Annotated in this window: 13 protein-coding genes; 4 read left to right on the forward strand and 9 right to left on the reverse strand. The window is 32.0% G+C overall.

Going from position 1 to position 13,675, the window contains the following annotated elements; all coding sequences use genetic code 11:
* Positions 1-14 precede the first annotated feature (14 nt).
* On the reverse strand, positions 15-953 hold the full coding sequence (locus BM120_RS01485; protein ID WP_091992718.1) for an AAA family ATPase: 939 nt from the start codon (positions 951-953) through the stop codon (positions 15-17).
* Between the two features lie 357 nt (positions 954-1,310).
* Here BM120_RS01485 and BM120_RS01490 point away from each other — a divergent pair, with 357 nt between their 5' ends.
* Positions 1,311-2,447, forward strand: coding sequence for an amidase domain-containing protein (locus tag BM120_RS01490; RefSeq protein WP_091992719.1), 1,137 nt, complete (start codon positions 1,311-1,313; stop codon positions 2,445-2,447).
* A 102-nt stretch (positions 2,448-2,549) separates the two neighbouring features.
* Here the strand turns inward: BM120_RS01490 and BM120_RS10810 are convergent, their stop codons facing one another.
* Positions 2,550-2,726: a hypothetical protein gene (locus BM120_RS10810; protein WP_177187342.1), complete on the reverse strand. Its 177-nt coding sequence runs from the start codon at positions 2,724-2,726 to the stop codon at positions 2,550-2,552.
* 296 nt (positions 2,727-3,022) lie between these two features.
* Between BM120_RS10810 and BM120_RS11175 the strand changes: the two genes are divergently transcribed.
* Both BM120_RS11175 and BM120_RS01500 read left to right on the forward strand, forming a co-directional pair.
* Positions 3,023-3,154 (forward strand): hypothetical protein, encoded by a 132-nt coding sequence (locus tag BM120_RS11175; protein WP_278335307.1) that lies wholly within the window; start codon positions 3,023-3,025, stop codon positions 3,152-3,154.
* A 17-nt stretch (positions 3,155-3,171) separates the two neighbouring features.
* Entirely contained in the window at positions 3,172-3,627 is a 456-nt protein-coding gene (locus BM120_RS01500; protein ID WP_091992720.1) for a hypothetical protein, read from the forward strand.
* Between the two features lie 161 nt (positions 3,628-3,788).
* On the opposite strand, the gene BM120_RS01505 is transcribed toward BM120_RS01500, so the two are convergent.
* A complete protein-coding gene (locus BM120_RS01505; RefSeq protein WP_242941521.1) occupies positions 3,789-4,913 on the reverse strand; it encodes a heterodisulfide reductase-related iron-sulfur binding cluster in 1,125 nt (374 codons plus the stop codon).
* A 19-nt stretch (positions 4,914-4,932) separates the two neighbouring features.
* Complete coding sequence (locus BM120_RS01510; RefSeq protein ID WP_091992721.1) at positions 4,933-5,682, reverse strand: TVP38/TMEM64 family protein; 750 nt, start codon at positions 5,680-5,682, stop codon at positions 4,933-4,935.
* Positions 5,683-6,217: 535 nt separating this feature from the next.
* On the opposite strand from BM120_RS01510, the gene BM120_RS01515 reads away from it, so the two are divergent.
* A complete protein-coding gene (locus tag BM120_RS01515; RefSeq protein WP_177187343.1) occupies positions 6,218-7,645 on the forward strand; it encodes an alanine/glycine:cation symporter family protein in 1,428 nt (475 codons plus the stop codon).
* 153 nt (positions 7,646-7,798) lie between these two features.
* Here BM120_RS01515 and BM120_RS01520 read toward each other — a convergent pair whose 3' ends face one another.
* From BM120_RS01520 to BM120_RS01540, 5 genes are all read right to left on the reverse strand, one after another.
* Positions 7,799-9,664 (reverse strand): ABC transporter ATP-binding protein, encoded by a 1,866-nt coding sequence (locus BM120_RS01520; protein WP_091992722.1) that lies wholly within the window; start codon positions 9,662-9,664, stop codon positions 7,799-7,801.
* Entirely contained in the window at positions 9,654-11,390 is a 1,737-nt protein-coding gene (locus BM120_RS01525) for an ABC transporter ATP-binding protein (protein ID WP_091992723.1), read from the reverse strand. The genes BM120_RS01520 and BM120_RS01525 overlap by 11 nt, the downstream gene beginning before the upstream one ends.
* 223 nt (positions 11,391-11,613) lie before the next feature.
* The gene (locus BM120_RS01530; RefSeq protein ID WP_091992724.1) at positions 11,614-12,249 is read right to left on the reverse strand and encodes an ABC-2 transporter permease; all 636 of its coding nucleotides are present in this window, start codon (positions 12,247-12,249) and stop codon (positions 11,614-11,616) included.
* 60 nt (positions 12,250-12,309) lie between these two features.
* Positions 12,310-13,185 (reverse strand): ABC transporter ATP-binding protein, encoded by an 876-nt coding sequence (locus BM120_RS01535; RefSeq protein ID WP_091992725.1) that lies wholly within the window; start codon positions 13,183-13,185, stop codon positions 12,310-12,312.
* 2 nt (positions 13,186-13,187) lie between these two features.
* The gene (locus tag BM120_RS01540) at positions 13,188-13,562 is read right to left on the reverse strand and encodes a GntR family transcriptional regulator (protein ID WP_091992726.1); all 375 of its coding nucleotides are present in this window, start codon (positions 13,560-13,562) and stop codon (positions 13,188-13,190) included.
* Positions 13,563-13,675 lie beyond the last annotated feature (113 nt).

Here is a 13,675-nt window from a genome sequence, read left to right on the forward strand (position 1 = left end):
CTCCTACCATTTCTCTAATAAAAATCAACTATTTTCTGATCAACATTCTTGAACACTTCTTTGTATGACACATCTTTTCCAAACAAAGTGTTGATGACATCTTCTACTACTTCTCTCTCATAGCTATCAAAGGTTTTATTTACCACACCCATATCAAGCGCCTGTCTTGCAGTTAATCCATGCTTCATAGTTTCAATACTTGAAAGCAATCCTCTCATATCGACTGACTTTGATGAAATTTCTGCATTGAGTGATTTGGTTTGAAGATCCATAAATAATTTTGTGAACAAGCCTAAAAACTCTTCATTTAAATCAAACTCATTTTCCAAAATCAGCTTGAAGTTGTCCTCTGAAATAGTTGGAACATCGATAACCAAAAATCTTGAAACCAATGCCTCATTTAACTCCTTTGTACCTATATATCCATAGTTCATAGTTCCAATAAATCTAGTCGCATCGTGCATATCAAGCTTGCTATAGCCTGGAACATCGATAATTCTTCTATAATCAAGCGCCGAGTAAATAACTGATAGAGAATCATTTTTTGCCATGTTGATTTCATCAAAAACCGCAAAACCACCATATTCTGAGACGCTATAGACAGGACCTTTTCTCAGAACAACCTCATTATTAACAAAGGTATCACTTCCAAGAAGGCTTCCACTATCAGATGTTATATTCATAGATATATTCCACAATGGTCTACCAAAAAGAAATGCCAGATTCTCCGATAGAACATTTTTTCCAGTTGCCTTTGGACCTGTCAGCAAAATGTTATAGCCTGATAGCAATGCTGCAATTGATTTACTCAATACTTCTCCACCATAATACTTGTATCTTGGAGATGGAACTCTTCCAGCTACACTTTCATCTACTTTATAATATTTTTTAAACTGATCTAACTCAATCAGTAATTTTTCAGGTACTCCTTGTTTTAATAAAAAATCTTTCATATCTATCCTCACATAATAATTATTTTATACATATCTATAATACCCTATTTTTAATAAATAGCAACAAAAAAATGCCTGACTCATAAGAGTTATCCATACAATACAAATAATTTTCCTCACTATAATATAATGTGTCTGCGACGATTATTTGGAACACAACTAATTTTCCATTAATCATCGGCTTTCCATTAACTTTCTATTAGTTGAAATTACTTGACACGTCAAATAAAATATGTTAAGATGAAATTGAAATAATCGCGATTAGTATTGGTTGTATTTTTAATATTAAGTACTTTGAAAGGAGTTCTAATTATGAATAAAAAGATCGTATTTTTATCAATTGTATAAGTATTTTCTATGTGTACAGGCATATACTCCATTGATTTGAATCGCTCAGGAAAACGTATGCTTTATCATGCTAACATAGGTAAGGACAATTTAAATCTGACAGATGATATCAACTCTAAACTTAATCAGATTATTAGAAATAGCAGTGCAAATAGTAATATATATGTTGCACGAAATAAAATGAATGACATGCTATATGGTGAAGACGCAACTAATATAAGAAAATCTTTTATTAGCTTTGTTAGAGATAATGATTTAAGCGAACAAGAGGCAAAGAACTTTTTGGACTATATTTATGAAATAGGTGATTATTTTGAACCAAATTCGTATGATATTAAGATAGCTTTTAATGAATATGTAATGAATCGTTTTTTGAACGAAAACTTTGTTGATGGAATAGAAACGTTTGATGAAGCAAAAATGAAGTATATTATTCAACATTATGATGAGTTAAAACAGCAGTATTATTATTTAGAGGAGGAAGAGTATGTGGATTTGCTATACTCGTTAATGACCAGACTAAATGATTTTTCAAATAATGTAAACAGCGAACTGATATCTGATATATCTAGTAAATCTGAATATTTTAAAAAATACAATGTGGATTTAATTTCAACAAGAGCCTTACCAAGTTATAATGCAAAAGGTGCTGTAGAATATGCAAAAGCAAATTTAAAAAGAACAGCACCTGGATACTATAATTTTCATCAAGATGGCGGAGATTGTGCGAATTTCATTTCACAGTGTTTGTATGAGGGCGGCGGAATGGAAATGAGAGAAGTAAATGGAGACAAGTATAATAATAGTAATTGGTACTATTATGGTAATGGAAACAGTTTCCCTTATAAATATTCAGCCACATGGGCACAAGCAAGTAACTTTAAACATCATTGGGGAGCAAGAGCTGGAATTTCGGTACATGATGTACCTAAAGATACAAGTCGCATCTATTTTAGAACAGAGTATGGAACTCCTATTTCCATAATAAGAAAAAATACGGGACAGGCTAGACACACTATAATTGTAGGTGGTAAGAGGGGTACAAATGACTATTGGTACTATGACCATTCTGGCGGTAACTTTGATAATTCATTATTAAAAAGAGTGAGAGGCGAAAAAATAGTTCAAGAAACACTTACATTTTAAAGAACGGCTAATCAAATATCAATAATAAATAAGTTTTGCATTGATATTCTTACATAACAAATAAGCTTGATTGAATATTTTTAAAAAAATATAATAATAAAACTAAATATTTGGAACATAAATTTCTTGATTTCTTAGTACCGTGAATATAATATTTGTCATTTTCATTGCTACAACTCCTGTAACTGTACCAATTTCTTTGGCTTTGTTTATACCAACATATCCCTTGCTACATTTACAAAGTAAGTTACCAACTTCCTCAGCGGAAATAGCTAGCATATCTTCTAGTAAAGGATATTTTAACAATAGTTCCTTTGGAGTAACACCATATAATTTTGAAAATAGACTTGAGTACTCTGGAAAAACTTTGCCAAGTATGGCGACAAGCTTTCTTTTCCAGTATGAACATTCATAAACTAAGGCAAATACTATATCTAGTTAAATTTCTAATAACAAATATATTTTCATCAGAAAAATTAGATATAGAAAACTCTCCATAACATAAAAAAATAGAGAACAAAAAAGAAAAAAGTAGTATTAGCTACAACTATATTATACAGGGATGGTGTAGTATTATGAAAAAGATATTGATTACTTGTCTAGTAGTTGCTACAGTGGTAATAGTTGCAGCTGTATCAATGAATGTAGTAAAGAATTATAATAATAGAGAATATGGTAAATTGGTAAATGAAATGCAACAACCATAAATACTCAGAAATTATTTATGGATGAGTTTAAGAAACTTGAAGTTTCAGAAGAATATGACAAAGAAGAATTACTGAACTTCATTGATAAAATGGAAACTTTCTATTCTATGTTAGAAAGAATGAACTATTTTGACGGAGATATAGGAAAAGAGGAAAACGATTATAAAAAATTTTCTAATCTGATAATCGAAAATAATGCTCTTGATCCTAGTTTGAACAATATAAAAATTAACTACAATGAATATGTGATATATTCTGTTTTGAAAAAAAATAGTAACTTTGAGGTGAAAGATATTCAATACTTAATAGAAAATTTTCATATTGTTAGAGAAAGGTTGAGATATTTAAATATTAATGAAGTGAAAGATTTATATAATTCAATGATAGATACCCATATAGAAAATCAGCAGGAAAAGAAGTTGTTTATGGATAAAACAAACAAGATTTTTGATAATATTCTTATGGTAAAATAAAAATTCTAGTTTGTATTGGTTGATTAGTATAAAATAAGTATGGCATACCCACATTCTCCACAGTATGAAAATGAATGTAGGGTATGTCTTTTTATGGTTGTATAATATTTAGCGTTGATTGTAAATATTATACAACCTGTTTAAAACACATTCTGTAATAATTATTTAAAAGCATATTTGGCTCTATTTATTAGCGAATTGCCTGTACTATCTTCTTCAATATCTAAAATATCGCTCAAAACGTGTTTTGTCGCTATATTCTCCATTCTAAAGAAACCAACACACGTTGCACAATATGTATACAGAATCTCACCTTTTAACTGCTCTTTTATGTCGGTTCTAAATCCTCTTGAAAGTTCGCCTTCTCTGGCAGAAGCACATCCACCAGCACCACAGCACTGTTCTCTAAGAGCATTTATTTTTCCATCCTTATAAAATGACCTTACAACACCAAATAATTCATTGCTTTCTCTATCCGGACATGGTCTAAAAAAAGAAAATACCTTATCATCATGCCCAACACCATTCACATCTTTATCAAACGCTTTGTGTTCATCGCCGAGTAATCCAATATCAGCATCAAGTTCAATTAGCTTCGAATAAATATCGACTATTTTTACGTTTAATTTTCCTTTTAGAAAATAGTAACAGTTCGGACATACCATAATCAATTCCTCTATACCATTTTCTTTAAGTCGTCTATTGAGTGCTTCGATAATATTTTTTTCTTTGTCCTCAAACCCAAGCTCAGAAATTGGCTTACCACAACAATCAAAAATAGCACCTATTCCATACTTGCTCATCAAGTCAATCAATTTATCAGCAGTTTTGGGCAAATATGAAAGAAAATTACAGCCAGTGAAAATGGCACTTTTGCCTACCCTTGCACGCCTATAATTTTTGAACAAATAATTCTTTTTTTCCCAAATTATTCCGTTGTATCCCTTAAAATTTATCTTTCCCTTATTCGCTCTCAAATGCTTCCTTCTCATTGAAATCGCAATTTTTCTTCCATCTATATCCTTTGGACATACAATTTTGCACCTTCCGCATAAGAAGCAATTGTACGCCAAATCCTGTCTACTTTCAAAATCTGATAAATCCATCCTATATTTTGATAGAAATGTACAATTTTTTGTGCATAACCCACAATGAATACATTCCATTGAGTACCTTTTTCCTTCACTTGAGCTTTTATCATTAGTATCGACACATTTTTCTGTAATTTCACCCAAGCTACATCTATCTGTAATTTCGTCTAATATAATTCCTGAATTTTTTTCCACGACCATCCCTCCTTATTTATTATCTTTGATCATGTCTTTTTGTCGCATATTTTCCAAGTAAAACAGACACGACCATCAACATAATCAATAAGATGATGGATACGACAAACTCTGGCGATTTCACATCTAATAGCTTATCGCCGACATTGATAAACACCAAAGTTCCCGGTAATATTCCTATCGCTGTTGCTAGAGAATAATTTAAAAAGCTTATATTTGTCAATCCAGCAGCATAGTTAATTACATTATACGGCATAATAGGTATCAGCCTGCAAATAAAAATAATTATAAATCCCTGCCTGCCCTCCGATTCCATAAAAAGCTTCCACCACTTTTCTGGCAATTTTTTCTCCAAGTAGCTTCTAACCATATCCTTTGCAAGAACTTTGGCTATAATAAACATCAGTGAGCTATTGATTATCGCACCAATCAATGTAAAAACAGTACCCTCAATCAACCCAAATGAAAGTCCACCGGCAAGAGCCAATACCGGGACTGGAAAAAAGAAAATCGGCAGCAATGCCCATACGAACATATATGCAATTGGAGCCAAAGCCCCAAAATTTGAAATCCAGACTCTAATATTTTGAGCCGTTATGTTACTCAAATATCTTTTATATATAATTACTAAAAAAATCAATCCAATAACAATCGTAGCCTTTTTTATTAAATTTGAATTTTTAATTTTCTCCTCTGTATTTTCATTTTTTATACTTTTATCATTTATACTTTTATCCACAATTTCTACTGTTTTTTTACTTTCTTCCATAGTTTATCTCAAAACCTCTCTACATATATTTACCTCATCGTAATAACTATTCTACTCAATAATTACCTTTTATTCAATAATTATAATTCATTTCCTATCATTTAAACCAACACTATAGTTTTTTTTGATAACCAGCAACTATATATATAGAAAAAACAAATTAATAAATCCATTATCTAACAAAAATTTTTTCTGATTTTTAAAATTTATTCATTTCAATTCACAATATCAGATACTAACATTTACTTATATGAAAAACCTAATGAAACTAAAATATATCTCGGTTAACTTTTTATATTAATAACATTTCGAATATAAATACCAGAAAAGTATTAACTATATTCATTATTCAGAATATTGCGATATGTTATCTTTATTCAAGAAAACGTTTATTCAAATATATTTTTTGACTAAAATCGATCAAAACATATAGACATATATTTAAGCATATGATAAACTATTTATAGTAATCGTATTATATTTTAAGTTATTTTAAAATATACTTTATTTTTATTTGCAAAAAAGGAGAAAAGATATGTTTGAAGCAATGGACAAAATTGTATTGGCAATCGTTGATGTTATCTATCAACCATGGTGTGTTCCTTTACTTCTAATTGCAGGAGGAATATACTTCACTTTCAGAACGGGTTTGATGCAGATTCGTCACTTCGGTGAATCAATCAGAGTTGTAACTGAAAAACCAAGTCAAGATGGCGGAGTTTCATCATTTGGTGCCTTAATGGTATCCACAGCATCAAGAGTTGGTACTGGTAATATTATAGGTGTTTGTACAGCTATTATTCTAGGAGGAGAAGGGGCTATATTCTGGATGTGGATTACTGCTTTTATAGGTGGAGCCACTGCCTTTATAGAATCAACACTAGCTCAGGTTTATAAAAAGAAAAATCCTGATGGATCAAGTTATGGTGGTCCGGCATTCTATATGAGAGATGCTTTGAATGCAAGATGGCTAGGAGTTATTTTTTCATGTTTTGTTATATTCACATATGCGGTTGGTTATAATATGCTGGCAGCATATAATCTTCAATCTACATTTAAGGTATTCAGCTTCTACGGAAGTGGAACTGCGGCTATAATAGGTGCAATATTGATGGTATTATTCGGTGTCATCATATTTGGTGGAGCAAAGAGGCTTATAAATGTAACTGGATTATTAGTTCCTATTATGGGAGTTATCTATGTTATGGTATCAATAATAGTGCTTATAATGAATTTTGGAAATATACCTCATATGTTTGGAAGAATATTTTCAAGTGCACTAGATTTCAAGGCAATATTTGGTGGTTTTGCTGGTTCTTGCTTGATGTGGGGTCTGAAGAGAGGACTATACTCAAACGAAGCAGGTATGGGTTCTGCTCCTAATGCAGCTGCAATGGCTGACGTATCTCACCCAGTTAAGCAGGGTCTAGTTCAGATGTTATCTGTGTTCATAGATACATTATTAATTTGTACAGCTACAGCCTTTATGTGTCTAAGCACTAATGTATCGCCTACTAATTTCGCATCTTCTAGTGGTGCTGATGCTGCCGGATACGTTCAAGCATCAATAGGGTCTACATTAGGAAGCTTCGGACCTATATTTATCGCTGTCGCAATGTCACTATTCGCCTTTACTACCTTGATTGGTAATTATTCTTACTGTGAAGGCTGCTTAAGATTTATATTGAACAGAGATGTAACAAAAACTGAAACAATGATTTTTAGAGGAATTGCCACAGTATTAATCTTCGTAGGTGCAGTTGCAGATGCCGGTTTCGTATGGGACACAGCAGACCTGGCACAGGGTCTAATGGTAATTACAAATGTTCCATCAATCTTGATTCTTGGTGGTATTGCAGTAAGTGCATTGAAGGATTATGAAAAACAGAAAAAGGCTGGAAAAGATCCTCACTTCAAAGCTGCCGATATCAGCTTAAAGCAAGATACAGATTTCTGGAAGTAATAATTATAAATTGTTATAAATGATATGTAACTATTGAAGCATTATTAATCTTCAAGGTATAAAAAACTCGCACATTTTCATTACATTAACGTAATGAATGTTGCGAGTTTTTTTACTATTTTTGCTTTTGAATCTGTATCCTTGAGTATTTAATCACTCCAATTCGACCTTTCCAGTATAAAGCTGGTAATATGCTCCTTCCAGCTTTATCAAATCGTCATGTGAGCCTCTCTCTATGATTTCTCCATGATCCATCACCATTATAGCATCACTATTTCTAATTGTAGATAATCTATGAGCAATAACGAATACTGTTCTTCCCTTCATCAAATTATCCATCCCCTTTTGAACAATTGCTTCAGTTCTCGTGTCTATACTTGAAGTCGCCTCGTCAAGTATTAGCACTGGCGGATTGGAAATTGCAGCCCTTGCTATAGACAATAACTGTTTTTGACCCTGAGACAATTCATCTCCAGCACCTGTTAATACAGTATCATATCCGTTTGGTAACATATTTATAAACCCGTCTGCATACGCAAGCTTTGCAGCATTAATAACATCTTCATCAGATGCATCAAGCCTACCATATCTGATATTTTCCATAATCGTATCGGTAAATAAATGTGTATCCTGCAGCACTATTCCAAGAGATCTTCTGAGAGATTCCTTCTTAATTTTTGATAAATTTATTCCGTCATATCTAATTTTTCCTTCATCTATATCATAAAATCTATTTATCAAATTGGTTATTGTAGTTTTCCCAGCACCTGTAGCACCTACAAATGCGATTTTTTGACCAGGCTTTGCAAATAGGGAAATATTTTTTAATACTGGCTTTTCGGGAGTATATCCAAATGACATATTTTCGATTCTGACATCACCCGATAACTTTGTATAAGTCAAAGTACCGTCGCCATGTGGATGTTTCCACGCCCATGAGCCAGTTTTACTCTCAGCTTCTCTTATTTCACCATCTTCTTCTACAATATTTACCAAGCTTACATATCCATTATCTTCTTCAGCTTCATCATCCAATAGCTCAAAAATCCTACTCGCTCCAGCCAAAGCCAAGTTTATTGAGTTTAACTGCTGAGAAATCTGCATAAATGGTTGAGTAAAGTTTTTCGAAAATTGCATATACGCAACTAACACCCCAATAGTCACACCACCAACTTCATTTACTGACAATACTCCTCCTATAATTGCAGTCAAAACAAAGAATATATTACCAATATTAGAAACTATTGGTGCTACAATACTAGCATAAAGACTTGCATTTTTCGCACTTTCAAACAACTCATCGTTCAATTTATTAAAATCTTTAATAGATTTTTCTTCATGGTTGAAAATCTTAACTACTTTTTGACCCGCAAATCTTTCTTCAATAAATCCAGTTAGTGATGCTACATTTTTCTGCTGTGTCATAAAAAAGCTACCACTATGTCTCGCTATCTTTCTAGTCACTGTAAATAGAACAATCACAACTACAACTGCCAAAATAGTAAGAATTGGACTTAGAATTAGCATCGAAATGAAAGTAGCAACGATTGTCATCCCACTTAACAATACCTGCGCAAAGGATTGTTCAATCATCTGCCTCAACGCATCAGTATCACTTGTAAATAAGCTCATGATGGATCCATTTGTATTATTATCAAAATATTTGATTGGAAGAGTCTGTAGCTTTTCGAACATTTCATCTCTCAACCGCTTTAGCACACCTTGACCTATTGTAACCATCAGCCTATTGTAGACAAAGCTTGCAACTAGGCTTACAAAGAATATGCAACCCAATACAATTAGAGACCTATAAAATGCTGAGAAATCCGGATTTATTTTCCCTATCAATGGAACAATATAGTCGTCTAACAATACCTTTAATGATAGCGAAATTGCCACAGTCCCAAGAGAGCTAAGCATTATACCTATTATAACAATCGAAAATTTAACCTTATTTTTTCCGACGATGTACCCAAACAATCTTTTTATTGTTTTTTTAGAGCCAAGATTACTCCTCAATTACAACACCGCCCTTCTTTTGGAATTCGTAGTTTTCCCTGTATATCTCATTTTCTCGCAATAAGTTTTCTGGAGTATCAAACCCAACTACACAGCCATTATCCAAAACTATTATCTTATCGGCATTTTCTATAGATGAAATTCTCTGTGCAATTATTATTTTCGTAGTATCCTTCATTTCTTTTTTCAAGGCATCTCTTATTTTTGAATCGGTTTTTGTATCAACAGCACTAGTCGAATCATCCAAAATCAATATTTTTGGTTTTTTAAGCAGAGCTCTAGCAATACACAGCCTTTGCTTCTGACCACCGGAGACATTGTTTCCACCTTCAACTATCAATTCATCATATTTGTTCGGAAATCCTTGAATAAACTCGTCTGCACAAGCCAATTTACACACATATTCCACTTCTTCAAGCGATGCATTTTCATCACCCCAGCGAACGTTATCAGCAATAGTTCCAGTAAAAAGAGTATTCTTCTGTAGTACCATAGATACAGAGTCCCTCAAATTTGATAGTGAATACTCTCTAACATTTTTTCCACCAACCAATATCTCTCCTCTTGTAACATCATATAATCTAGGAATCAAACTCACAAATGTGGATTTTGAGCTACCAGTACCACCTATTATTCCAATTGTTTCACCAGATTTTATTTCGAGATTTATACCTCTAAGAGCCAATCTATCTCCATCTTCGCTATAGCTAAAATCGACATCCTTAAATACTATGCTTCCATCTTCAAGCTCTTTCTCTCCGTCTTCATTTATATCCATAGAAGGAACCTCATCAAACACCTCGCAAATTCTTTCAATAGATGTCTCGGCAATAATCAAAAGAATAAATGCAAACGAAGCTGCTATCACAGACATCAATATCTGAATAGAGTAAATGACCAAGCTTGTCAATTCACCTGTAGTCATCACTGAACTGGCAACATACCTTCCACCAATCAAAAATACACCAATTATCACAGAGTACACTACTAAAATTATAGATGGATTAAAAAGCGCTATTAATTTTTCAACATCCACAAATAGATTAAAAATCTTTAATGATAATTTTTTGAATTTTTCATTTTCAAAAGCTTCTCTAACATAAGCCTTTACAACTCTTTGAGCATTTACATTTTCTGATATTGTATTGTTCAAGGTATCATATTCTTCAAACACTCTGACAAACATTGGATCTGCTTTTTTTATCAAGAAATACATAATAGCTATCAGTATCGGAATTGCGACCAAAAATATCATCGATACCTTTGAATTCACGATAAAAGCCATCACAAGTGCTACAATCATCATAATCGGACTTCTTGCAACCATTATAATTCCCATCATATATGCCATCTGAACATTATTTATATCTGTAGTAAGTCTTGTAACCAAGCTTGCAGATGAAAATTTATCGATATTTTTAAACGAGAATTTTTGAATTTTCTCGAATAAATCGGATCTAATATTTTTGCTTAGACCAGTTGCTGCAATAGAAGCAAATCTAGCTCCCATGGCACCAAAAAATAGCGACAACATCGCCATAGCAAACAATATTATTCCAAGCCTTACAATATAAGAAATATCTGAGTTTTTAATACCCACGTCAATAATTTTAGCCATCATATATGGAATCAAGATTTCCATAAAAACCTCTAAGGTAATAAACATAGGTGCTAAAAAAGAATGTTTCTTAAATTCTCTAACTCTAGAGAGAATACTCTTATACATCAAATCACTCCTTTTCATTTATCAATTCCATAGTAGCAATATTTTTGGTGCAGAAATTTTTTCAATAATTTTCTTATCACTACCAATATAAATAGATTAATACCATGATATTGTAATTTTACACCAATATTTATTATTTTAATAGCCATATCTGAAAAAAATCTTAAAAAAACGATACCAATTTTTCATGAGTATTTAAGTGTCACTAGCAAAAAAATGCTTTCTACAATTCTTTATTATTATAGGCAATTATTGATGTTCTTATAGAAACAACATAGACTATAGCAACACCGATTAATGACATTATAATAGTCTGCGTGCCACTCAAATGTAAGCTCAAATTTATATCTATTTTTAGCTTACTAAAAATACTCGGACCTAGAGAAATAATTAATATTATCATCATCGAAATATATTTTCCTGCTCTATTGCCATATTTTATCATCATAGTTAAGTGAAGAGAAGTGACAAATACAAATATAAGTGCAGAAGCTGCTATATCAACAAAGCTTAAAACCTCAATGTTTTTAATGATAATCGATTCAATTGAGTATATGATTGTACAATATACAAATATTATAACCATTAGAATAAAGCTCTTTATTACCTGCTGATTCCTGCTATACCCCATTGAAGTTATTAGAGCCTTTGCCTTTGGATATTTTTCTTCTTCATCAACTATCGCATTAAGAAGCATTTGAGAGAGCAATATTGTTATTATCGGCAATACAACACCTGAAGGAACTATTAAGTCACTACCAACAAATGATACAAATATTGGAATAACAACAGCCATTATCATAATAGCAATCCACATCTTCTTTGCTATATAGTAATCTTTTCTCAATAAATTAAACATATTATTTCCCCCTTTTTAATAATGTTTTTATAACATTTAAATCCTTTACGTAATAATTTTTTACTCTACTTCAGTTTTACCAGCTTTACCCTCTACGAAAGCCAGCATTAGATCCTCTACTACTATCTTTTCAATAACCATATCTGGAATCAGTTTTTTTAATGCATCTGATTCTTTTGTTATGCCCATAAAGCTATACTCACCTATCTCTAAGCTAGTAAAATATCTCTTAACAGAATCATTAATATATTTATTATCTCCCTTTACTCGAGCATAGGTGTCTAAAAGGTAATCTTTGTCCTCTGAAAAAATTATTTTACCATTATCAATAAGTATGATGATATCAGCAAATTTATCTAAATCTGAGGTTATATGAGTCGAATACAACACTCCCTTGCCTCCACTTTCCATAAAATCTGCCAGTATATTTAGCAATTCCTTCCTTACTAATGGATCTAAACCTGAAGTTGGTTCATCCATTATCAAAAACTCCGCATTATGTGAAAGCGCAAGAGTCAGAGCAAATTTCATTTTCATACCTTTTGATAGAGTAGAAATGGTTTGATTTTCGTCCAAATTAAACTTTTTCATATATTTTCGATATTGAACATCATCCCATCTCGAATATGAATTTGAAACAATATTTTTCATATCTTTTATTTTTAATCCATCATATAAATACCCCTCATCAAACACTATTCCAATTCTATCCTTGATTTCCTTTTCATTATCATCAAAATCAAGCCCTAATATTTTCACTGTACCGGAATTTTTCTTGGATAATCCCAGCATAGTATGGATGGTCGTAGTTTTCCCTTGACCATTTAAACCGATAAAGCCTGCGACACACCCTTCTGGTATCTTAATAGAAACATCCATTAATTCAAACTTATTGTATTTTTTACATAAATCGATTAATTCCAAAACATTTTCCATAGTTATTCCTCCTCAAATAATATTTCCATCATATCATTTAACTCTTTTTTTGATATTTTCAAAGATTTAGCTGTTTTAATAATGTCCGACATTTTTTCCTCTACAACTCTTCTCTTTGCATCCTTTATGAGCTCAATGTTTCCTGCTGATACAAATGTGCCAAGTCCAGCTTGACTGATAATGAATCCCTCAGCTTCCAATTCACTATACACTCTTCTTATCGTCAATACACTCACCTTTAGGTCGTTTGCAAAAACTCTTATAGATGGTAAGCTATCACCATCCGATAACTCTCCAATCAAAATACTATCTTTTATCTGAGCTTTTATTTGTTGATATAGTGGAATATTTGAACTATTAGTTATTACAATCTTCAAAATACTATCCCCCCTTTCAATGTGCTGTTCATTAAGACACATTATATACTTAATAAACAAAAAAGTCAACTTATCAAAGAAGTCAGGATAATAAAAACATATAAAACTTATAA

The organism is Peptostreptococcus sp. D1, from assembly GCF_900112955.1.
In the GTDB taxonomy this organism is placed as follows: Bacteria; Bacillota; Clostridia; order Peptostreptococcales; family Peptostreptococcaceae; genus Peptostreptococcus.